Origin of the sequence: Salibaculum griseiflavum, from assembly GCF_003129565.1 — a bacterium.
Taxonomy (GTDB): Bacteria; Pseudomonadota; Alphaproteobacteria; order Rhodobacterales; family Rhodobacteraceae; genus Salibaculum; species Salibaculum griseiflavum.
Genome location: NZ_QETF01000010.1, coordinates 24207 through 45119 on the forward strand (window position 1 = coordinate 24207; position 20913 = coordinate 45119).

21 protein-coding genes are annotated in these 20913 nt (G+C 63.5%); 18 read left to right on the top strand and 3 right to left on the bottom strand.

The annotated features are described in order from the left end of the window. The first annotated feature begins 123 nt into the window (after nt 1-123). The 6 genes from DFK10_RS10170 to ilvD all read left to right on the top strand — a co-directional run bounded on the left by DFK10_RS10170 (nt 124) and on the right by ilvD (nt 6742). A complete protein-coding gene (locus DFK10_RS10170) occupies nt 124-1089 on the top strand; it encodes a cupin domain-containing protein (RefSeq protein WP_109388924.1) in 966 nt (321 codons plus the stop codon). Between the two features lie 66 nt (nt 1090-1155). Beyond that, the gene (locus DFK10_RS10175; protein WP_109388925.1) at nt 1156-2280 is read left to right on the top strand and encodes a cobalamin-independent methionine synthase II family protein; all 1125 of its coding nucleotides are present in this window, start codon (nt 1156-1158) and stop codon (nt 2278-2280) included. 29 nt (nt 2281-2309) lie between these two features. Then, entirely contained in the window at nt 2310-2963 is a 654-nt protein-coding gene (locus tag DFK10_RS10180) for an alpha/beta fold hydrolase (protein WP_109388989.1), read from the top strand. A gap of 2 nt (nt 2964-2965) precedes the next feature. Beyond that, entirely contained in the window at nt 2966-3661 is a 696-nt protein-coding gene (locus tag DFK10_RS10185) for an RraA family protein (RefSeq protein ID WP_109388926.1), read from the top strand. Between the two features lie 79 nt (nt 3662-3740). Next, nucleotides 3741-4877 (top strand): lytic murein transglycosylase, encoded by a 1137-nt coding sequence (locus tag DFK10_RS10190; RefSeq protein WP_109388927.1) that lies wholly within the window; start codon nt 3741-3743, stop codon nt 4875-4877. Between the two features lie 107 nt (nt 4878-4984). Then, entirely contained in the window at nt 4985-6742 is a 1758-nt protein-coding gene (ilvD, locus tag DFK10_RS10195) for a dihydroxy-acid dehydratase (RefSeq protein ID WP_109388928.1), read from the top strand. 49 nt (nt 6743-6791) lie between these two features. Here the strand turns inward: ilvD and DFK10_RS10200 are convergent, their stop codons facing one another. After that, complete coding sequence (locus tag DFK10_RS10200; protein WP_109388929.1) at nt 6792-7871, bottom strand: polyheme membrane-associated cytochrome C; 1080 nt, start codon at nt 7869-7871, stop codon at nt 6792-6794. 145 nt (nt 7872-8016) lie between these two features. Between DFK10_RS10200 and DFK10_RS10205 the strand changes: the two genes are divergently transcribed. From DFK10_RS10205 to DFK10_RS10250, 12 genes are all read left to right on the top strand, one after another. Continuing rightward, on the top strand, nt 8017-9510 hold the full coding sequence (locus DFK10_RS10205; RefSeq protein WP_109388990.1) for a ferredoxin reductase family protein: 1494 nt from the start codon (nt 8017-8019) through the stop codon (nt 9508-9510). A gap of 89 nt (nt 9511-9599) precedes the next feature. Next, nucleotides 9600-9956, top strand: a complete 357-nt coding sequence (locus DFK10_RS10210; RefSeq protein ID WP_109388930.1) for a CBU_0592 family membrane protein — start codon at nt 9600-9602, stop codon at nt 9954-9956. A 15-nt stretch (nt 9957-9971) separates the two neighbouring features. Next, nucleotides 9972-10100: a hypothetical protein gene (locus DFK10_RS16690; RefSeq protein ID WP_268952239.1), complete on the top strand. Its 129-nt coding sequence runs from the start codon at nt 9972-9974 to the stop codon at nt 10098-10100. Nucleotides 10101-10127: 27 nt separating this feature from the next. After that, nucleotides 10128-10286 (top strand): hypothetical protein, encoded by a 159-nt coding sequence (locus DFK10_RS16480; protein WP_217810125.1) that lies wholly within the window; start codon nt 10128-10130, stop codon nt 10284-10286. 290 nt (nt 10287-10576) lie between these two features. Then, nucleotides 10577-11608, top strand: a complete 1032-nt coding sequence (locus DFK10_RS10215; RefSeq protein ID WP_109388931.1) for a LacI family DNA-binding transcriptional regulator — start codon at nt 10577-10579, stop codon at nt 11606-11608. A 96-nt stretch (nt 11609-11704) separates the two neighbouring features. Then, nucleotides 11705-13009 (top strand): ABC transporter substrate-binding protein, encoded by a 1305-nt coding sequence (locus DFK10_RS10220; protein WP_109388932.1) that lies wholly within the window; start codon nt 11705-11707, stop codon nt 13007-13009. 122 nt (nt 13010-13131) lie between these two features. Continuing rightward, nucleotides 13132-14061 (top strand): carbohydrate ABC transporter permease, encoded by a 930-nt coding sequence (locus DFK10_RS10225; protein ID WP_109388933.1) that lies wholly within the window; start codon nt 13132-13134, stop codon nt 14059-14061. 15 nt (nt 14062-14076) lie between these two features. Further along, a complete protein-coding gene (locus DFK10_RS10230; protein WP_109388934.1) occupies nt 14077-14907 on the top strand; it encodes a carbohydrate ABC transporter permease in 831 nt (276 codons plus the stop codon). Nucleotides 14908-14919: 12 nt separating this feature from the next. Then, entirely contained in the window at nt 14920-15924 is a 1005-nt protein-coding gene (locus DFK10_RS10235; protein ID WP_109388935.1) for an ABC transporter ATP-binding protein, read from the top strand. Next, nucleotides 15921-16694: an L-iditol 2-dehydrogenase gene (locus DFK10_RS10240; RefSeq protein ID WP_109388936.1), complete on the top strand. Its 774-nt coding sequence runs from the start codon at nt 15921-15923 to the stop codon at nt 16692-16694. Before DFK10_RS10235 ends, DFK10_RS10240 begins: the two co-directional genes overlap by 4 nt. Beyond that, entirely contained in the window at nt 16694-18190 is a 1497-nt protein-coding gene (locus tag DFK10_RS10245; RefSeq protein WP_109388937.1) for a mannitol dehydrogenase family protein, read from the top strand. Before DFK10_RS10240 ends, DFK10_RS10245 begins: the two co-directional genes overlap by 1 nt. Before the next feature lie 16 nt (nt 18191-18206). Continuing rightward, nucleotides 18207-18860 carry a nucleoside triphosphate hydrolase gene (locus tag DFK10_RS10250; protein ID WP_217810126.1) on the top strand — a complete coding sequence of 218 codons (654 nt, stop codon included), beginning with the start codon at nt 18207-18209 and terminating at the stop codon, nt 18858-18860. A gap of 193 nt (nt 18861-19053) precedes the next feature. Here DFK10_RS10250 and DFK10_RS10255 read toward each other — a convergent pair whose 3' ends face one another. Both DFK10_RS10255 and DFK10_RS10260 read right to left on the bottom strand, forming a co-directional pair. Further along, on the bottom strand, nt 19054-19722 hold the full coding sequence (locus DFK10_RS10255; protein WP_109388938.1) for an NnrU family protein: 669 nt from the start codon (nt 19720-19722) through the stop codon (nt 19054-19056). Continuing rightward, nucleotides 19719-20912: an NnrS family protein gene (locus tag DFK10_RS10260; RefSeq protein WP_109388939.1), complete on the bottom strand. Its 1194-nt coding sequence runs from the start codon at nt 20910-20912 to the stop codon at nt 19719-19721. Before DFK10_RS10260 ends, DFK10_RS10255 begins: the two co-directional genes overlap by 4 nt. Nucleotide 20913: the final 1 nt, after the last annotated feature.

The window sequence follows — 20913 nt, forward strand, 5'->3', positions numbered from 1 at the left end:
GCCATAAGACGGCTGCATATGCTGTTCCAGGCGCGGCGGGCGGAACGTCTGAACCCGCATCCGCCGGGGCGCGATTTCTGAGTTCAACCCATCAGAAATTGCAACTCCCAAGGAGAGACAGACATGACACCGCAAGACATGGAATCCCGCATCGTTCGCTATGGCGACCTTCAACCCTGCAAAACTGCCTTCATCGACGCCCATACGCCGGGATCGGACCAGAAGGAAAATTTCACCATCATCGGCGGCGGCGTTTCGGAATCGCCCGACCAGCACGTGCACATCAGCATCGAGCATGGCTTCAATATCGGCGCCGCCGGGCAGCCGCCCAAGTGCCGCAATTCCCTGCATGACCACCGCACGGCAGAGGCTTTCTTCGTTTTGTCGGGCCGGTGGCGGTTCTTCTGGGGGCGTTGGGGCACCGCCGGAGAGGTGGTGCTGGAAGAGGGCGATATCTTCAACATTCCCACCGGGGTTTTCCGCGGGTTCGAGAATATCGGCACCGATTACGGGATGATCATGGCCATCCTTGGCGGTGACGATGCCGGTGGCGGCGTCATGTGGGCCCCGCAGGTGATCGAAGAAGCCGCCGATCATGGCCTTGTTCTGGCCGAGACCGGCAAGCTCTACGACACCAAAAAGGGCGAGGCCCTGCCTGACGGCGTGAAGCCGATGCCGCTGATGACAGACGAGGAACTGGCCAAGCGCGGTGAGCCGACCACGGCCGAGGTGCTGCCCAACCACGTGGCCCGCTACTGGGACATGGTGGCAATGGCCGACAAGACCCCTTGCAAGGTCATCGGTGAGACCGGTCTCCTGAAGGACAAGCCCGGCTTCGAGGTTGATTTCATCACCCGCGCCAGCGCCACCGACACCAAGCACAGCCACAAACGCCCCAGCGTCCTGATGCCGGTCAAGGGGCATTGGCGGGTCGAGTGGGACGGCGGCAGCGTCACGCTCGCCCCCGGCGACACGATCTCGGTTCCGGAAAACCTGGCGCATTGCGCCGTTCCATCCATGACGGGCGAGGCCGCGATGTATCATATCGTTGGCACGGACGATCCCGCTGGGCTGACCTGGCAGGGCTGACGAGACCCATCGGGCAGTCCGGGTTCCACCGGACTGCCTGACCTATCTAGAAATTCGAGGTCAGAAATGAGCAAGATCAAAACAACCCATGTCGGATCCCTGCCGCGCACGCAGGAGGTCGTCGATTTCATTTTTGCCCGTGAACATGGCAAGGAGTATGATCCCGCGGCCTTCGATGCCTGCATGGCCGATGCGGTGTCGGAAACCGTGCGTCGGCAGGTCGACGCGGGCATCGACATCGTCTCCGACGGTGAGACCTCCAAGATCAGCTATGCGACTTACGTAAAGGACCGCTACACCGGTTTCGATGGTGACAGCCCCCGCAATGCGCCGGCTGATCTGAAGCAGTTTCCCAGTTTCCTCAAGCGGCTGGCGGATGACGGCGGCACGCCGCAATATGCCCGCCCGATGTGCGTGGGTGAGGTCAAGTCCAAGGGGCAGGGCGAGCTTCAAAAGGATATTGCCAACCTCAAGGCGGGGATGGCCGAGCATGGGGTCGAGCGCGGTTTCATGAACGCGGCCAGCCCGGGTGTGATCTCCCTGTTCCTGCAGAACGATTTCTACCCCACGCGTGAGGCCTATCTGGCGGCGCTCGCCGACGCGATGAAGGAAGAATACGAGACCATCGTGGCGTCCGGGCTGGACCTGCAACTGGATTGCCCCGACCTGGCGCTGTCCCGGCACATGCTGTTCAACGACCTGTCCGACGCGGAATTCCTGAAGATCGCGCAGTCCCATGTCGAGGCCCTGAACCACGCACTGGCCGATGTGCCCGCCGACAAGGTGCGCGTGCATATCTGCTGGGGCAATTACGAGGGACCGCATGTCTGCGACATCTCCATGGAAAAGATGTTCGACACGCTGATGGCGACCAAGTCGCGTTACGTCTTGTTCGAGACCTCGAACCCCCGCCATGGCCATGAATGGACCGTCTTCCGTGACCGCAGGGGGGATATCCCCGAAGACAAGGTTCTGGTGCCGGGTGTTGTGGATACGACGACGAATTTCGTCGAACATCCGGAACTGGTGGCCCAGCGGATCGGCCGTTTTGTCGATATCGTCGGGCCGGACAGGGTGATTGCCGGGTCCGATTGCGGCTTTGGCACCTTCGCAGGGTTCGGCGCCGTGGACCCCGAGATCGCCTATGCCAAGCTTGGCGCGCTGGCCGAGGGGGCGGCGCTGGTCAAGTGACGGCCCCGCTGATCCTGTTGCCGGGCATGATGTGCGATGCGCGGCTCTTCGGTCCGCAAGCGGATGCGATTGATTTGACCGTCCTGCCCATTACCGCGGCCGATACCGTTGAGGCGCTGGCCGATGCGGTTCTTTCGCAGGCCCCGGACTGGTTCGCGCTGGGTGGTTTGTCCATGGGCGGCATCGTGGCGATGGAGGTCGTGCGGCAGGCCCCCGAAAGGGTCGCCGGGCTGGCCCTGATGGATACCAACCCGCTGGCCGAGGCCGACGCGGTCAGGGCCCGCCGCCAACCGCAGATGGACAAGGCCGCTGCGGGCCAGCTTGAGGCCGTGATGCGCGACGAGATGAAGCCCAACTACCTGACCGACGGTCCGAACCGGGCCGGCATCCTGGACCTGTGCATGGAGATGGCTTTGGATCTCGGTCCTGAGGTGTTCCTGCGTCAGTCCCGTGCCCTGCGTGACCGGCCCGATCAATGCGAGACCCTGCGCCGGTTCGACCGCCCCGCGCTGGTGTTGTGCGGACGCGAAGACAGCCTGTGTCCGCTATCGCGCCACGAACTGATGCATCAGCTGTTGGCCAAATCGACCCTCAGTGTGATCGAGGGGGCAGGCCACCTGCCGACACTGGAACAACCGGACAAGACGACGGCGGCCCTGCGCCGCTGGCTGGAGGAGATATGACAATGGACCAATCCCTGCTGGACCTGCTGCGGCGGGTCGACACGCCGACCGTTTGCAACGCGCTCGAAGTGGTCGAAGGCAAGCGCGGCTTTGACCGCTTCACCCGGGGCACCGTCCAGTGCAGTGACCCCGCGGGGGGCGCAATGGTGGGCTATGCCCGCACGGCCAGGATCGCCGCCATCGCCCCGCCGGAAGAGCCGCCCGAGGTCATCAGGACCCGGCGCATGGACTATTATCGCCACATGTCCCAAGGCCCGCGCCCGGCGTTGGCCGTGATCGAGGATATGGACGGCGACAACGCCGTCGGCGCCTTCTGGGGTGAGATCAATACGAGTGTTCACAAGGGCTTTGGCCTTTCCGGGGCGCTGACCAACGGGGTGATGCGTGACCTCGGTGATTTGCCCGAGGGCTTTCCGGTGATCGCCGGATCGGTCGGCCCCAGCCATGCCTTTGTCCATGTGCGAGAGATCGGCACAAAGGTCACGGTTTTCGGGCTGGAGGTTGCCGATGGCGACCTTGTCCATGCGGACCGTCACGGGGCGCTGGTGATCCCCGACTCTCATGTGCCGGAGCTGGAGCAGGCGATCCACAAGCTGTTGGAGACCGAACGGCTGGTTCTCGATCCGGCCCGGCAGCCGGATTTCGATTTCGACAAATTCGAAGCCGCCTGGGCCGCCTTTGAACGGGCCCGCACCTAGGCGCCACTTGGCGGAAATCGGCCAGTCCGCAAGCCGCTGAATTGTGAGGGTCATAGCGCTGGCCTAGGCTGGTAGTGTCATGCGTATCAGCCGTCGCCATTTTCTGGTCGCGCTCGGGGCGTGGGGCGTCGCATCCTGCAGCAGCGCCCCGGTCCCCGCGCAAACCACAACGGGCCTTGCCCCCGACCTTTTGCCACAGCCCAATGCACGGTTTGATGCCTGGCTGGCGGCGTTCCGAGGCCGCGCGGCATCCCGGGGTATCTCGGCGGAAACACTTGAGGCGGGGTTGGCCGGGGCTGGCTACCTGCCCGGCGTGGTCCGGCGAGACGGCAGTCAGATTCAGACCCGTCGGACGTTCGAGGAGTATCTCTCGATCGCCACGTCCGACGAAAGGCTGGCCAAGGGACGCGGGGCGCTGTCCCGCCATGGCGGAACGCTCGCGGCGATCGAGGCGCGCTACGGCGTGTCGCAATACATCCTTGCCGCCATCTGGGGCGTCGAAAGCCAATTCGGTGACAAGCGCGGACAGATCCCGGTTGTCTCGGCGACGGCGACGCTGGCCTTTGCCGGGCGCCGCGGGGCCTTCTGGGAGGATCAGCTGCTGGCCGCGCTGCGTATTCTGCAAAGCGGTGACACCACACCGGATCGGTTGCTGGGCAGCTGGGCGGGGGCCATGGGCCATACGCAGTTCATTCCCACATCCTACCTGGCCTTTGCGGTGGATTTTGATGGCGATGGACGGCGAGATATCTGGGCTGAAGATCCCGGGGACGCGCTGGCCTCGGCGGCAAGCTATCTGGCGCGCAATGGATGGAAGACGGGCCTTGCATGGGGTGAAGAGGCTGGAACCGGTCAGATGTCGGGTCGCAGTATCCGGCCTCAGGCGGGCGGCCCGGCCTTCCTCGTCACGCGCAATTTCGACGTGCTGAAAACCTATAACAATTCCGATTTCTATGCCCTCTCCGTGGGCCACCTGGCTGATCGGCTAGCCGGGGCGGGGCCGCTCCGAGGTGGCTTTCCGCCCGATGCCAACGGACTGACCCGCGCCGACCGGATCGCGGTGCAACGCGCCCTTGAGACACGCGGATACGAGGTTGGGACGATCGACGGGGTGATCGGTCCGCTCAGCGAGGCTGCGATCCGCGATTTTCAGGCGTCTCGGGGTCTGGCCGTGACGGGTCGCGCCACGCCGGAGCTGCTTTCTGAATTGCGCTAGGGCGCAACCGGTTTGCCAAAGCGAAAGCCGGGCGCTAGCTTTTCGCGGACCGACCATTTGACCCAACCGGCGCGCCTGCGCCTTCACCTCTGACCACAGGGCTCGAGATGACCAAATTCGACAAATCCAAGCTTCCCAGCCGCCATGTCACCGAGGGCCCGCAACGGGCGCCGCACCGGTCGTATTACTATGCCATGGGCATGACCGAGGACGAGATCCATCGGCCGCTTGTCGGTGTGGCCACCTGCTGGAACGAGGCCGCCCCCTGCAACATCGCGCTGGCGCGGCAGGCCCAGTCGGTCAAGACCGGCGTGAACGAGGCACAGGGAAGCCCGCGCGAATTCACCACGATCACCGTGACCGACGGCATCGCCATGGGGCACGAGGGGATGCGGTCGTCGCTGGCCAGTCGCGAGGCCATCGCCGACACGGTTGAACTGACCATGCGCGGTCATTGCTATGACGCGCTTGTGGGGCTGGCGGGCTGTGACAAGTCGCTGCCGGGGATGATGATGGCCATGGTGCGGCTCAACGTGCCGTCGGTGTTCCTTTATGGCGGGTCGATCCTGCCGGGCAAGGCGCCGCAGGACGATGAAATCCCCGAGGATTTCCGCAGCCGTGACCTGACCGTGCAGGACATGTTCGAGGCCGTGGGTCGCCACCAGAACCAACAGCTGTCCGACAAGGCGCTGGCGCTTCTGGAAAAGGTGGCCTGTCCCAGCTCGGGTGCCTGTGGCGGGCAGTTCACCGCCAACACGATGGCCTGCGTGTCCGAGGCGATCGGGCTGGCGCTGATGAATTCCTCGGGCATGCCCGCCCCTTACGAGTCCCGCGACCAATATGGCGAGGCGTCCGGCAAGGCGGTCATGAACCTGCTGGAAAAGAACATCCGCGCCCGCGATGTCGTGACCCGCAAGAGCATGGAAAATGCCGCCCGCGTCGTGGCTGCCACCGGCGGGTCCACCAATGCCGGTCTGCACCTGCCCGCCATCGCCCACGAGGCCGGGATCGAGTTCTACCTTGAAGATGTGTGCGACATCTTCCGCGAGACGCCCTATTTCGTCGATCTGAAGCCCGGCGGGACCTATGTCGCCAAGGACCTTTACGAGGCCGGCGGTATCCCCGTGGTCATGAAGGAGTTGCGCAAGGCCGGGCTGATCCATACCGATTGCATCACCGCCTCGGGCCGGACCATCGGAGAGGAACTCGACCGGATCGAGCGCGAGGCTGATGGCCGTGTGATCTACCCCATCGAGAAACCGCTGACCGAGACCGGCGGCGTGGTGGGCCTCAAGGGCAATCTCGCCCCGCAGGGTGCCATCGTGAAGGTCGCGGGCATCGCGCCGGAGCACCAGGTTTTCACCGGCCCCGCGCGCGTCTTCGAATGCGAGGAAGACGCCTTTGCCGCCGTGCGCAAGCGCGAATACGAGGCAGGCGAGGTCATCGTGATCCGCAACGAAGGCCCCGCAGGCGGCCCCGGCATGCGAGAGATGCTGGCCACCACCGCCGCCATTTCGGGGCAGGGGATGGGCAAGAAGGTCGCCTTGATCACCGATGGCCGGTTCTCTGGCGCAACGCGCGGCTTTTGTGTCGGCCATGTCGGCCCCGAGGCCGCGCATGGCGGCCCCATCGCCCTGATCGAGACCGGCGACGTGATCACCATCGACGCCATCAAGGGCGAGTTGAGCGTCGACCTGTCGGACGAGGACCTGGCCAAGCGCAAGGAAAGCTGGGCCGGCCCGCGCGAGACGATCTATGCCAGCGGCGCGGTCTGGAAATTCGCCCAGATGGTGGGTGAGACCTATAAGGGCGCCGTAACTCATCCCGGCGCCAAGGCCGAGCAACACGTCTACATGGATCTCTGACCCGAGGGCCCGCGCGGTCCGGGCATCAAGCCCGGCCGCGCATCATCCCTCAGGGCCGCTGCAACCCGCCGGTGTCGATCTCGATACGTTCGGACAGGCTCAGCACGCTGTCATGTAGCAACTGCAACGCATAGCGCGGATTGTGCACCCAGGCCCCGCCATCCTTGGCGACGATCTGGTAATTGTAGGCCGCCATCAGCAGGCGCGGCGTCCAGCTGTCATACTGGTTGGGATAGATCGCCTCGTCCGCGTCGATCGTGCCGTCCCCGTTCCCGTCGATGAAGAAATAGGGATAGCTGTTCTTGTTGTAGCCGATGGGCTGCCCCGTGACCTCGGTCGCGTAGGTGCGGATCGCCGCGTCGAGCCGCGCGTGCAGCCCGTCGATTTCGTCCCGGATGCCGCCGCTGGTCACGCCGTCGCCATCGAAATCCGCGTGCTGGGTGCGAATGGAGGTGATGTCGTCCACACCCTGGTGGCAGGCGGCGCAGGACTCGGTTGCGACCTCGGTCGTATGCGGCTCGTGGCAGGCCACGCAGGAATTGGCGCTGGGCACATGGTTGAAACGCCCGGCATAGCTCTGGCCGCCGTATTCGAAGCCACCGCGCACCTCCGACCCGTGCATCACGGCGGCAGCCACGCCGTAATGGACATTGATGAAGGCCAGGTCCGCCGACACCGTATCCAGATCCATGCCGCCGGTCGCGCCGATCACGTTATCCGTCGAGGCACGGCCCGAATGGCACATGGTGCAGGTGGCATCGGCGCCCAGCCCCGATACCGTCACACCCGAGGGGAAGGGGACCGCGTCCAGCGCCTCGGCCTCGGACACATGGCAGGAGGCACAGCCGATCACGGTATTGATCGTGCCGGGATGGTTGACGACGCCGGGCTCGGTGCCGTCGGCGCCCAGCCAGTCCAGCATCCCGCTTTCCGAATGGCACGCGGCACAGGCCTCGGGCACTGCCCCGTCCTCGTTCCAATGGGTGAAAGAAGGCGAGTCGTAGTCGCCATGCGGCCCCATCAGCCAGGCCTCGGTGATATCGGAGAGGCTCATCTCCTGCGCGGTCACAGGCGCCGCCACGGCCAGCAGAACGGCCGATACGGCCAGGGATTGGAACGAAAAACGCATGATGGACCCTCCGCGATCGGGTATCGTCACCCTGTTGACGTGTAGATCATGTTAGCACGAAACCATGACGAGAGGTTGACTGAAATCAAGGATGCGGGCCGGGTTTGGCTGGACAGATTGGGTCGCAGAGGACACGGGAGGCGAGATGCCGGAGATTGGGAAGGGATCGGATCGGAAAGAGGCGGAGGCCGCCCGTTCCGAGGTAAGACAAGGTTTGCGCCTGCCGGTAGGCCTTGTGGCCATGCTCTATCTTCTCGTTTGCCTGGCGCCGCTGGCGCTGGCGCTCATGCGTTCGGCCGCACCCGCAGTGACCTGGGAAATCGCAGCCGCGGGCCTAGGCCTGATAGGCTTGGCGGCCATGGCGGTGCAGTTCGTGACGTCGGGTCGGTTCGAGGTCATTTCGGGCCGCTTGGGCATTGACCGTGTCATGGCCTTTCACAAGACGGCCGCCTGGTGGGTTCTTCTGGCGCTGCTGGTGCATCCGCTGGCCAATGTGATGCCCACTTATCAGGCCGACCCGGCGCTGGCTCAGGAACGGCTGATCGCCTACCTGACCCTGCCGCAATACCGCACCGGCGTGATCGGGCTGGCGGCCCTGGCGGTGCTTGTTCTGGGGTCGGCCCTGCGCAATCGCCTGCCGCTGCGTTACGAGGCCTGGCGCGGGGCGCATGTCATTCTGGCGATCGTGGCCGTGGGCGGCGGGCTGCACCACGCGGTAACAGTGGGCCGGTTCAGCGCGGAAGGGGTGCTGCATGACTATTGGTGGGCCATCGGCGCGGCAGTGGCTGCGGTCATGCTCACGCTATACGGCTGGCGCTGGGCGCGGCTGCGGACGCGACCCTGGCGGCTGGCCTCGGTCGAACAGCGCGCCGATCGGATGTGGGAGCTTGATATCCAGCCCGCCGAGGGCACGCCGCCTCTGGGCTACCGGGCCGGACAATTCGTCTGGATCACCGCAGGACGCCGCCGCTTTCCACTTTTCGATCACCCGTTTTCCATCGCGGACAGCCCGACGCGGCCCGGCCTGAGCCTGATCATCAAGGAGGCAGGCGATTTCACCAACCATATCGGAGACCTGGCCCCGGGCACGCCGATGGGCATCGATGGACCCTATGGCCATTTCACGCTGGAGGACCATCGCGACGACGCGGTGCTTCTTATCGCCGGCGGTGTGGGGATCGCCCCGATCATGGGGCTGCTGCGTGACCTGCGGGCGCGCGGACACGATCGGCCCGTCCGTCTGGCCCATGCGGTGGGGACGGTTCAGAACCTGGCCTGCCTGGACGAGATTGCCGCCGCCGAGGCCGATCTGGACCTGCGCCCCCTTCTGCTGAGCGAAACCGAGGCGCCCGGCTTTGCCGGAGAGGTCGGGCGACTGGACCGGGCGCGTTTGACCGAAATGATGGAGGGGTTGGACCCGCAGCGCACAACGGCGATGATTTGCGGGCCTGGGCCGATGGTCACGGCGGTGGCTGACCAACTTCTTGCGCTGGGCCTGCCGATGGATCGGGTCATGTATGAACGGTTCGACTATTCCGAGGGCGCCTCGCGCCTCGATATCCGCATGCGCCGCCGCTTCCTGATGTTGGGTAGCGGACTTCTGGTTGGGCTTCTGGGGTTCGTCGCGGCCATGGGCTAGACCAAGCACGCTACCGTATTGTCCGACTTGCTTCGTCAGATCACAGCAGGCAATGATGGACGTACGAGGTGGTGCATGGCGCGGGAATAATGCCGGAATGGATCTTTGAAGCCGCAGGTCTGGCAGGCGTGGTCGTCTACCTGGGCGGATACGCCTTGTTGCAGGCAGGGATCATTCGCGGCACCGGGTATCTCTACGCCTCGCTCAACATCATCGCCGCCTCGCTCGTGCTGGTCAGCCTTTCGGAGAATTTCAACCTGTCCTCCGCGCTGATCCAGTCAAGCTGGATCATTATCTCGATTGTCGGCATCACCCGGTTCTACCTTATCAATCGCGGGGTCAGGTTCTCCGACGAAGAGCTTGAACTTCTGAGCGAGACCCTGCCGCTATCTCCGCGGTCCGATGCGCGTCGGTTCTTTGACGCTGGCCATTGGGAGGACCTGTAGGCGGGCACGGTCCTGATGACCGAGGGCGAGACGCATGGCGTTCTGATCTACCTTGCTCGTGGCGCCGCGACGGTGCGCGCGTCCGGCAAGACCATCGGGCAGTGCGAGGCCGGCACCTATCTGGGAGAGATGACGGTCCTCTAGGATACACCCGCCACGGCGACGGTCGAATTGACCGAACCGTCGCGGGTTTTTCGGATCACCGCGGATGAACTCAAGGCGATCCTTCGGCGGCGACCGGATTTTCGGGTCATTCTCGAAGGCAGCCTGACACGCGACACCGCCCGCAAGCTGGTGGCGGCCAACAGGCGACTGATCGCAGAAGGCTGAGACCTGGGCCCGGACGAGGCGTCGGGCAACTCTCGAATTTCCCCAATGCCCAGGCCTAGCCGCCGTTTCTGGACGCGCCCTAGATCACCATCATTTCCTGTCAAAAAGAGGGTGCCCCTGGGCGGAACGACCACGCGGGCGGCGGAGCATTTTACAGGGCAGGCACCTGCGACTATCATGTCTTCAATGCATGCGGATTTTTCGCGCGTAAACCCGTCGGAGGGGGCGAGCCCCGCGAGGACGGCGGAAACGGGGCCCGTCAGCAGAGGCGGGAAAGATGGGTTGTCGGAATGCGAGAACAAAAAATAAGAACCATGGAGGATTTCGCGGCCGCGAGCGGCATTTCGCGTCCGACGGTGTCGAAATACTTCAACGACCCCGAAAGTGTCCGCCCATCCACGCGTCAGAAGATCGAAGAGGCGCTGGAGAGGTTCGCGTATCGTCCGAACATCTACGCGATGAACCAGAACCGACGGGCGACCAAGAACATCGGGATCGTGGTGCCCTACCTGGCCGACCCTTTCTTTGCCGAGATCGTGCGCGTGATCGAGCGGCGCTGTATCGATGCCGGGTTCTCGCCGTCACTGTTCAGTTCGCATGGTGAGCAGCAGCGCGAGATTGATATTCTAGACAACCTGCGCTCGATCAAGCCGGCGGGTGTGCTTCTGGCCCCATTAGGGCGGCGATCGGACAAAGCCGCGATCGAGGATTTCTGCCGCGCGGTGCCCACGGTGCTGTTCGACAGCAGTATCGAAGGCATGGGTGAGGCGTTTGTCGGGTCTGACAATTACAGCTTCGTGTCGCAAACGGTGGAATATCTCAGCCGCACCGGGGAACCGCCCTGCTTCTTCGAGATGCAGCACCCTGCCAACCCGAATGCCAACAAACGTCGGGACGCCTACCTGAGCATGATGCAGCGCCTGCAGCTGGAACCGCACGTGTTGCGCATAGCGGGCGAAGGTTGGGCCTTCGAAGAGATCGGTCGTCAGGGGGGGCTGAAACTGATCGCAGAGGATGCCTTTCCGACCAATACCGTTCTGTGCTCGAACGACCGGCTGGCGATCGGCTTTCTTGCGGCGTGCTATGAAAAAGGGGTGCGGGTCGGCCGAACAAAAGGCTGCGACCTGCGTGTCGCCTCGCATGATGGACACCCGTTTTCGCAATTTACTTGCCCCGCCCTGACCACGTCGGCGCATGACTACGCCATGGTGTCGGAACACGTGGTCGAGACCCTGTTCCGACTCATCGAAAGCGGCGGGCGATTCGAAAAGCGGGAGGAAACCCTGTTCCCGGCGCGGCTCATTATGCGCGACTCGGCCTGATTTCCTTAAAATTTACGCGCGTAAAAAAATAATTGACGCCGCGACAATTTACGTTCTAGCCTCTCGGCCACGTCATCCAAACTGAGGGAGGATAGGATGAAACTTAAGAACGCACTGCGTGCGGCGACTGCACTGACTCTGGTTGCTGGCGCGGCACAGGCCGAAACCATCACCATCGCGACCGTGAACAACGGCGACATGATCCGGATGCAGGGCTACACCGACGATTTCACCGCCAAGACCGGCCACGAGGTCGAATGGGTCACGCTGGAGGAAAACGTTCTGCGTCAGCGTGTGACCACCGACATTTCCACCAATGGTGGCCAGTTCGACATCATGACCATCGGCATGTACGAAACCCCGATCTGGGGCGCCAATGGCTGGCTGGTTCCGCTGGATGACCTGTCCGAAGAATACGATGTCGACGACATTCTGCCGGCCATGCGCGGCGGCCTGTCCCATGACGGCACCCTCTATGCCGCGCCGTTCTATGGCGAAAGCTCCATGGTCATGTATCGCACGGACCTGATGGAAGCGGCCGGTCTGGAAATGCCCGAAGCGCCGACCTGGCAGTTCATCCGCGAAGCGGCGGCCGCCATGGACGATCCTGAAAACGACATCAACGGCATCTGCCTGCGCGGCAAGGCCGGTTGGGGTGAGGGCGGGGCCTTCATCACCGTCACTGGCAACAGCTTCGGTGCGCGCTGGTTCGACGAAGACTGGAACGCCCAGTTCGACCAGCCAGAATGGAAGAACGCGCTGGAGTTCTACGTCAACCTGATGAACGACTACGGCCCCGAGGGCTATGCCACCAACGGCTTCAACGAGAACCTGTCGCTGTTCCAGCAGGGCAAGTGCGGCATGTGGATCGACGCCACCGTGGCCGCGTCCTTCGTGACCAACCCAGAAGACTCCACCGTTGCTGACAGCGTCGGCTTCGCGCTCGCCCCGAATTCCGAGGGCGTCGAGAAGCGCGCCAACTGGCTGTGGGCCTGGGCCCTGGCGATCCCCGCCGGCACCCAGAAGGAAGAGGCTGCGAAAGAGTTCATCGAATGGGCCACCTCGAAGGAATACATCGAGCTGGTCGCCGAAAACGAAGGCTGGGCAAACGTGCCCCCGGGTGCCCGGACCTCGCTCTATGAGACCCCGGAATACCAGGAGGTGCCCTTCGCACAGATGACGCTGGACTCGATCAACGCGGCTGATCCGACCGATCCGACCGTCGATCCGGTGCCCTATGTCGGCATCCAGTTCGTCGCCATCCCGGAATTCGCCGGTATCGCCACCGAGGTGAGCCAGGAATTCTCGGCCGTGTATGCCGGCCAGCAGACGATTGACGAGGCCCTGGAAAAAGCCCAGGCCCTGACCAACGACGCTATGGAAGCCGCCGGCTACCGCTAAGGTTCTCGGACCTCTCAAGTCCGGGGGCGGCCTCAAGGCTGCCCCCGGCTTTCAAAACCCGCTCATTCCGCGCATTCTTCGTCTATCCCGGCCCCGCTCGGTCCGAAGGAGGAGGTCATCCCATGGCGACCAAAGCTTCCCGATCCGCTGCACGCATCATGATGGCGCCCGCAGTTGTCCTGCTTCTGGGCTGGATGCTGATCCCGCTTTCGCTGACCGTGATCTTCTCGTTCAAGAAATTCCTGCCCCTGCGCGGCGACCGGATCACCGATCGCGGCGAGGGCTTTGGCGATTTCATGTGGGAATATGTGCGTGGGTTTCCCACGCTCGATTGGGTCGGTTTCGAGAACTTTTCCCGTTTCGTGGGGTCCAGCAGTTTCTGGCCTTCGGTCTGGACCACGCTTGTGATCGTAGGCGGCGTGCTGGCCATCACCGTGGTTCTCGGCATCCTGTTGTCGCTGTTGCTGGATCAGCCGATGTGGGGGCAGGGGGTCGTGCGCATCCTTGTCATTGCGCCGTTCTTCGTCATGCCCACCGTCTCGGCGCTGGTCTGGAAGAACATGTTCATGGACCCGGTGAACGGCCTGTTCGCGCATCTGTGGCGCTTTTTCGGGGCGGAACCCGTGGCCTGGCTGTCCGAGGCGTCGATGGGGTCCATCGTGATGATCGTGTCCTGGCAATGGCTGCCCTTTGCCACGTTGATCCTGCTGACCGCGATCCAGTCGCTGGACAGCGAACAGCTGGAAGCCGCCGAGATGGACGGTGCCGGACCTCTGCAGCGCTTTGGCCATATCATCTTGCCGCATCTGGGCCGGGCGATCACCATCGTGATCCTGATCCAGACGATTTTCCTGCTGTCGATCTTCGCAGAGATCTTCGTGACCACCGGCGGCGCCTTCGGCACCCGGACGCTCACCTACCTGATCTTCCAGCGCGTTCTGGAAAGCCAGAATGTCGGGCTGGGATCGGCAGGCGGTGTCTACGCAATCATTCTCGCCAATATCGTTGCCATCTTCCTGATGCGCATCGTCGGCAAGAACCTGGACGCGTGAGGAGGACCTGATCACATGGCACGCGCCGTCACCACAAAACGCAAGACACTGACCACCGCCTTGGCCTGGGCTATCGGTCTGCTGATCTTCTTTCCGATCCTCTGGACGATCCTGACCAGCTTCAAGACCGAGGCGCAGGCCATCGCCAACCCGCCCATCTTCCTGAACTTCGACTGGACGCTGGAAAACTATGCCATCGTGCAGGAACGCTCGGATTACATGCGTTTCCTGTGGAACTCGGTGATCCTTGCCGGAGGCTCCACCCTTTTGGGGATCATCATCGCTGTGCCAGCGGCCTGGTCCATGGCGTTCGTGCCGTCCAAGCGGACCAAGGACATCCTGCTGTGGATGCTGTCCACCAAGATGTTGCCCGCGGTCGGGGTGCTTTACCCGATCTACCTGCTGTTCATCGAATTGGGGCTTCTGGATAGCCGCGCCGGCCTCGTCATCGTGCTGATGCTGATCAACCTGCCGATCATCGTCTGGATGCTCTACACCTATTTCCGTGAAATTCCGGGCGAGATCCTGGAAGCGGCGCGCATGGACGGGGCCACGCTGAAAGAGGAACTGCTCTACATCCTCACGCCGATGGCCATTCCGGGCATTGCATCAACCGTGCTGCTCAACTTCATCCTGGCCTGGAACGAGGCGTTCTGGACCCTGAACCTGACCGCCGTCGACGCCGCCCCGCTCACCGCCTTCATCGCCAGCTATTCCAGCCCCGAAGGCCTGTTCTTTGCCAAGCTCAGCGCGGCCTCGACCATGGCCATCGCGCCGATCCTGATCCTTGGCTGGTTCAGCCAGAAACAACTTGTCCGTGGCCTGACCTTCGGCGCGGTAAAATAAGGAAGATCCGCAATGGGACGTATTCAACTGAAAGACGTGACCAAGAGCTTTGGCGACGTGCAGGTCATTCCGCCTTTGAACCTGACGATCGAGGATGGGGAATTCACGGTCTTCGTTGGCCCCTCTGGCTGCGGGAAGTCCACGCTTCTGCGGCTGATCGCGGGGCTGGAGGACATCACCTCCGGCGTGATCGAAATCAATGGCGAGGACGCCACCGATGTCGTTCCTGCCCGGCGCGGTCTGGCCATGGTGTTCCAGTCCTACGCGCTTTACCCGCATATGAGCGTGCGCAAGAATATCGCCTTTCCGTTGCGCATGGCCAAGATGGGCCAGGACGAGATCGACAAGCGGGTGACTGCGGCGGCCGAGGTGCTCAACCTGACCGACTACCTTGATCGCCGCCCCGGGCAGCTGTCCGGCGGCCAGCGCCAGCGTGTCGCGATTGGCCGTGCCATTGTCCGCGAACCGGCGGCCTTCCTGTTCGACGAACCCCTGTCGAACCTTGATGCCGCGCTGCGCGTCGGCATGCGGATGGAGATTTCCGAGCTGCACAAGAAGCTCGATACCACCATGATCTACGTCACCCATGACCAGGTCGAAGCCATGACCATGGCCGACAAGATCGTGGTGCTGCAGGCCGGCAATATCGAGCAGGTCGGCAGCCCGCTGGAGCTGTATCAGCGGCCCCGCAACACCTTTGTCGCGGGCTTCATCGGCTCGCCCAAGATGAACCTGATCTCCGGGGCGGAAGCGGCCAAGTATGACGCCGCAACAATCGGCATCCGGCCTGAACATATCGACCTTTCGGAAACGGAGGGACCGTGGAAAGGTGTTGTCGGCGTGTCCGAACACCTCGGCTCGGACACGTTCTTCCATATCCAGTGCGATTTCTCGGACGAGCCCCTTACGGTGCGGGCCTCTGGTGAGCTGACCCTTGAATACGGGGCGACGGTTCACCTGACCCCGCGGGCCGAGTACCTGCACCGGTTCGACGCAGAAGGACTTCGGATCGAATGACTCGACTGGCTGGCAAGACCGCTCTGATCACCGGGGCTGCACGCGGTATCGGCCTGGCCTTTGCCAAGGCCTATGTGGCCGAGGGCGCACGGGTGGCGATCGCTGACATCGACATCGCACGAGCGCGCACGGCGGCGCAGGAGATAGGGGATGCGGCCATCGCCGTCGAACTGGATGCCACCCGGCAGGACAGTATCGACGCGGCGGTGGATGCAACCGTCGAAGCCTTCGGCGGGATCGACATCCTTATCAACAACGCCGCGCTGTTCACTGCGGCCCCCATCACCGAGATCACGCGCGAGGATTACACCCGCATCTTCGATCTCAATGTCGCGGGCACGCTGTTCACCCTGCAGGCCGTCGCGAAGCACATGATCGAACGCGGCAAGGGCGGCAAGATCATCAACATGGCCAGCCAGGCCGGCCGCCGGGGCGAGGCGCTGGTCGCGGTCTACTGTGCCTCCAAGGCGGCGGTCATCAGCCTGACGCAATCGGCGGGCCTGAACCTGATCGAGCATGGCATCAACGTGAATGCCATCGCGCCGGGTGTCGTCGATGGTGAGCATTGGGACGGCGTCGATGCCTTCTTCGCCAAATATGAAGGCAAGGCGCCGGGCCAGAAAAAGAAGGAGGTCGGTGAGTCCGTTCCCTATGGCCGCATGGGTCGGGCCGAGGACCTGACCGGGATGGCGGTGTTCCTCGCCTCGGACGCGGCCGACTACATCGTGGCCCAGACCTATAACGTCGATGGCGGGAACTGGATGAGCTGATGACGTCTGCTGCGCCCATCTCTGCCCCTGTGCCGCTGTCGGACGCGACGCTGGATGCCTTGCCTGACGCGGTGGCGTGTCCGACCTATGATCGCGATGCGCTGACCCCCGGCATTGTTCATATCGGTGTTGGCAATTTCCACCGTGCCCACCAGGCTTGGTATCTGCACCGGCTGATGCAGCAGGGCCTGGCGCAGGATTGGGCGATCATCGGCGCGGGGGTCCGGCCCTATGACGCGGCGATGCGCGACAGGCTGCGGGCGCAGGATTGCCTGACCACCCTGATCGAACTCGACCCCCGCGGCAGTTCTGCCGAGGTCGTTGGCTCCATGATCGACTACCTGCCCATCGAAGAGGGCAACGGCCCCCTGATCGCGCAGATGGCGGACCCCGCCATTCGCATCGTGGCTTTGACCGTGACCGAGGGCGGCTATTACATCGACCCGGTCACCGGCGGATTCGACGCCGATCATCCGGACATCCAGCATGACGCGCGGACACCGGATCGCCCGCGCACGGCCTTCGGCGCCATGATCGCGGCGCTCAGGATTCGCCGGGCGGCGGGCCATGGGCCGTTTGCGGCGCAAAGCTGCGACAACCTGTTGGGCAACGGCCGCATTCTCAAGCAGACCGTTGTCTCGCTCGCCCGTCTGAGTGACCCTGACCTGGCCGACTGGATCGAAGCGGAGTGCAGCTTTCCCAATTCCATGGTTGATTGCATTGTCCCCGCCACTGGCGAGGCAGAACGCGCGCTTGCGCAGGGCTTCGGAATTGCGGATGCCGCGCCCGTCACACACGAGAATTTCCGACAATGGGTGATCGAGGACGATTTCTGTGCCGGACGCCCGGATTGGGATCGTGTCGGGGCGACCCTCGCGGACGATGTCCATGGCTTCGAGATGATGAAGCTGCGCATTCTCAATGCGGGCCATCAGATTCTGGCCAATGCCGGGGAAATCCTGGGAATCGAGACGATCGCGGGATGCATGGAGCATCCCGGTATCAACGCTTTCTTTCACAAGGTGCAACGGGACGAGATCGTGCCCCATGTCGCCCCGGTGCCGGGGATGAATGCGTGCGATTACGTGGACCTCGTCGCCCGCCGCTTTGCCAATCCGTCCATCGTCGACACGACGCGCCGGGTCGCATTCGACGGATCTTCGCGCCATACCGGCTTTCTTCTGCCGGTCGTGCGGGAAGCGCTTGCCGAGGGCTCGCCCGTCGAGGGGCTGGCGCTGGTCGAGGCGCTTTGGGCGCGGATGTGCGCCGGGACCCGCGAGGATGGCACGATCATCGAACCCAATGACCCCCATTGGGACAGGCTTTGCCAGGTGGCCGGGCAGGCGCGGGCAGAGCCGCAGGCCTGGATCGCGCAGGACCAGATTTATGGCGACCTTGCCCGCAACGACCGCTTCTCCGAAGCGTTCGCCAGATGGCTGACCCTGATCTGGCACGACGGCACCGAGGCCGCCTTGGACGCCTATAGGCAGTCCTGATCCCATGAGTCGCACCATGCCCGAGCTGACACATGAAACGGTCATGCAGGCCATTCTTCGACGCCTGTCCGACAAGGGCGGCGAGGGCCATCGCCTCCTCGTGGGGATCGCTGGACCGCCCGCAAGCGGCAAGTCGACCCTATCCGATGTCCTGCAGGCGCGGCTGACGGAACGCGGGGTGCCGACGGTGGTTGTTCCGATGGACGGGTTCCATCTCGACAACCGGCTGCTGGATGAAATGGGACTTCGGGACAGGAAAGGCGCGCCGGAAACCTTCGATGTCGGCGGGTTGGTCACCTTGCTGGGCAAGTTGCGCGAGACGGTCGGCTCCGTCTACCTGCCTGTTTTCGATCGGGAAATGGATCTCTCAATTGCGGCCGCGCGGGTCGTGTCGCCAGAAACCGAAGTCGTGATCGTCGAGGGCAATTACCTGCTCTTCGATGAGCCCGCCTGGCGGGGTTTGGCGGACCTCTGGGATGTCACCATCTGGATCGACACGCCGCTCGACGTGGTGCGGCAGCGCTGCATCCAGAGATGGCTGGACCATGGTCATTCCCCGGAGGCGGCCAAGGCAAGGGCAGAAGGGAATGACCTGCGCAATGCCGAACGCGTTTCGGCCGCCCGGCTGCCGGCGGATTTCGTGGTTTCGGACGAAGATGACGGCTCTTAGCCATTGCGTCAGCGACGGTATTCGGGGCGGGTGGCCAGGGCTGTTCGGCGTTCGGAACATCTGCGCTTTCAAAGTGATTGGATAAGGACGGACGGGGTGCCAGGGGCACCTAAGCCATCCCATCAGAGGGTCGCATTTTGCAGGCTGGGATTGATCTTCTCGAACCTCGAAGCACACCGCCGCGCTCCCCATGCTAGAGAGCCGCAACCCCGATGACGGTTGCATGAACATGGAGCAGAAAGACGAAAAGCCCCAGTCCAATCAGAAGCCGAGAGACCAGCGCGGGCCAAGACCGCGGGCTATGGACCCTCGGGGCGGCCTTGCGCGCGGTGTCGAGGGCAGACCAGCGCCCTGCACCGAGCGCCTGTCGCTTGCGGTGGTCGATGAGGCGTCGGCCCGCGAGGGCAAAGCTCCCCAGAACTCCGAATAACAAGACATGGGCAAGGTCGCCGTTGGGCAAGAGGTGCACGCCCGCCCAGATCGCGAGTGCCAGCAGGATCGGATGCCGCGTCCATCGCACGATGCCGGGGCGCGTCGGATCGAAACACTCGTCATGCGCCCCGCCGAAAGAAAACGGGTTCGGACGCCCGATGCTCAAGGCAAGGATCAGGCACACCGCCAGCATGCCCATATGTGCGGCATGACGATGCCATCCCAGCTGCGGCCAAAGCTGAACATGGGGCGCCTCACCGGCCGACCAGATCAACAGTGTCAGCATGGCAAGCGATAGGGCCGAATAGCCGATGCCAAAGCCGCGTGCCCCGATCCAGGCCGTGAACCATGACTTGATACCAGGGCGCACCGGAATGGAATGCGACACGAAAAAGAGCGTGAAGACGGCGGCGAAGCCTGCCCATGTCATCTGGAGCCCCCCTCTTTCGGTCGCAGGAGGAAGGGTCCATAGAACAGTGCAAATCCGCCAAAGGCCAGAAGCCAGAACAGCCCGGACAGATAGCTGAGGTCCAGCCAAATCGGCGACACGGATCGCGCGAGGGCCGCAAGGATGATGCAGATATATATCCCGACCGTGGCAGCCCCTGCTTTCAAATCCTGTCCGGTATGGCCCAGCGTGGCCCGTGTCATGACCGCAAGCGTCATCGCCCCGATCGCGCCCGCCATCCAAAGATGCTGCGCGCCGGCGCTGCCCGGATGTCCAAGCAGCGGGTCAAGGCCAAGGGCAATCGCCCCCATCGGAACGAACAGATAGGCCCCGTGCAGGACAACAACCAGCGGCTCCGCGAGCGTGCGATGCCCCTGCCACCGACCCAACCGGATCAGGTGCAGCGCACCGAACAGAAGCAGCAGCAGCCCGGTGATGGTCTCGAAAGGTCTTATCGTCCAGATGCCAAGGATCGGCAGGCTTGCCAGAAGAACGATCTTGTCCAGTTTCTGCATGGGTGGCGCGGGGCGCACCGGGTCTTGCCGCTTTACCAGCCAATTGCGGGTGAAGGAGGGTATGATCCGACCGCCGATCACCGCGATCATCATGACCGATGTCGCAAGGCCCAGGCGCAAGCCCGTCCCCTGCGCCGGGTTGCCACCGGTCAGCGCCTCGAAATGGAACAGCGCATTGGCAAAGGTGAATGCCGCCAGCAGCGCCAGCACGATCAGGTTGCGCCAGTTCTTGCCGGCGACGATCTCGCGCAGGATCAAAAGGCCCAGTCCGATCGGAAAGGCCAGGTCGATGGTGATGGCCGCAAAGGGCGGAAGCGTGGCAGAGACCAGAACCGCGATCCGCCCCGCGACCCATAGCGCGAAAAGCCCCGCAAGACGCCAGCCGACGATGGGAAAGCGTCCTGTCCAGTTGGGCACGGCTGTCAGAAGGAAGCCGGCCAGCACCGCCCCCAGATAACCGAACAGGAATTCATGGGCGTGCCATGACACCGGGTCGAACCGTGTCGGCAGCCAGACCGCACCGGCCAGCATCGCCAGCCAAAGCACCATGGCCACCAGCACCCAGACCGCCCCGAACAGGAAGAACGGGCGGAACCCGAAACTGAAGAGCGCCGGGCCTGTCCAAGCGCGCATTTGCTCTGCAGATGTATGCGCCATT

What these genes read in the sequence shown, in the direction of transcription:
- DFK10_RS10170 (WP_109388924.1), top strand. Translation starts at nt 124, where the DNA reads ATGACACCGCAAGACATGGAATCCCGCATCGTTCGCTATGGCGACCTT.
- DFK10_RS10175 (WP_109388925.1), top strand. Translation starts at nt 1,156, where the DNA reads ATGAGCAAGATCAAAACAACCCATGTCGGATCCCTGCCGCGCACGCAG.
- DFK10_RS10180 (WP_109388989.1), top strand. Translation starts at nt 2,310, where the DNA reads ATGTGCGATGCGCGGCTCTTCGGTCCGCAAGCGGATGCGATTGATTTG.
- DFK10_RS10185 (WP_109388926.1), top strand. Translation starts at nt 2,966, where the DNA reads ATGGACCAATCCCTGCTGGACCTGCTGCGGCGGGTCGACACGCCGACC.
- DFK10_RS10190 (WP_109388927.1), top strand. Translation starts at nt 3,741, where the DNA reads ATGCGTATCAGCCGTCGCCATTTTCTGGTCGCGCTCGGGGCGTGGGGC.
- ilvD (WP_109388928.1), top strand. Translation starts at nt 4,985, where the DNA reads ATGACCAAATTCGACAAATCCAAGCTTCCCAGCCGCCATGTCACCGAG.
- DFK10_RS10200 (WP_109388929.1), bottom strand. Translation starts at nt 7,871, where the DNA reads ATGCGTTTTTCGTTCCAATCCCTGGCCGTATCGGCCGTTCTGCTGGCC.
- DFK10_RS10205 (WP_109388990.1), top strand. Translation starts at nt 8,017, where the DNA reads ATGCCGGAGATTGGGAAGGGATCGGATCGGAAAGAGGCGGAGGCCGCC.
- DFK10_RS10210 (WP_109388930.1), top strand. Translation starts at nt 9,600, where the DNA reads ATGCCGGAATGGATCTTTGAAGCCGCAGGTCTGGCAGGCGTGGTCGTC.
- DFK10_RS16690 (WP_268952239.1), top strand. Translation starts at nt 9,972, where the DNA reads ATGACCGAGGGCGAGACGCATGGCGTTCTGATCTACCTTGCTCGTGGC.
- DFK10_RS10215 (WP_109388931.1), top strand. Translation starts at nt 10,577, where the DNA reads ATGCGAGAACAAAAAATAAGAACCATGGAGGATTTCGCGGCCGCGAGC.
- DFK10_RS10220 (WP_109388932.1), top strand. Translation starts at nt 11,705, where the DNA reads ATGAAACTTAAGAACGCACTGCGTGCGGCGACTGCACTGACTCTGGTT.
- DFK10_RS10225 (WP_109388933.1), top strand. Translation starts at nt 13,132, where the DNA reads ATGGCGACCAAAGCTTCCCGATCCGCTGCACGCATCATGATGGCGCCC.
- DFK10_RS10230 (WP_109388934.1), top strand. Translation starts at nt 14,077, where the DNA reads ATGGCACGCGCCGTCACCACAAAACGCAAGACACTGACCACCGCCTTG.
- DFK10_RS10235 (WP_109388935.1), top strand. Translation starts at nt 14,920, where the DNA reads ATGGGACGTATTCAACTGAAAGACGTGACCAAGAGCTTTGGCGACGTG.
- DFK10_RS10240 (WP_109388936.1), top strand. Translation starts at nt 15,921, where the DNA reads ATGACTCGACTGGCTGGCAAGACCGCTCTGATCACCGGGGCTGCACGC.
- DFK10_RS10245 (WP_109388937.1), top strand. Translation starts at nt 16,694, where the DNA reads ATGACGTCTGCTGCGCCCATCTCTGCCCCTGTGCCGCTGTCGGACGCG.
- DFK10_RS10250 (WP_217810126.1), top strand. Translation starts at nt 18,207, where the DNA reads ATGCCCGAGCTGACACATGAAACGGTCATGCAGGCCATTCTTCGACGC.
- DFK10_RS10255 (WP_109388938.1), bottom strand. Translation starts at nt 19,722, where the DNA reads ATGACATGGGCAGGCTTCGCCGCCGTCTTCACGCTCTTTTTCGTGTCG.
- DFK10_RS10260 (WP_109388939.1), bottom strand. Translation starts at nt 20,912, where the DNA reads ATGGCGCATACATCTGCAGAGCAAATGCGCGCTTGGACAGGCCCGGCG.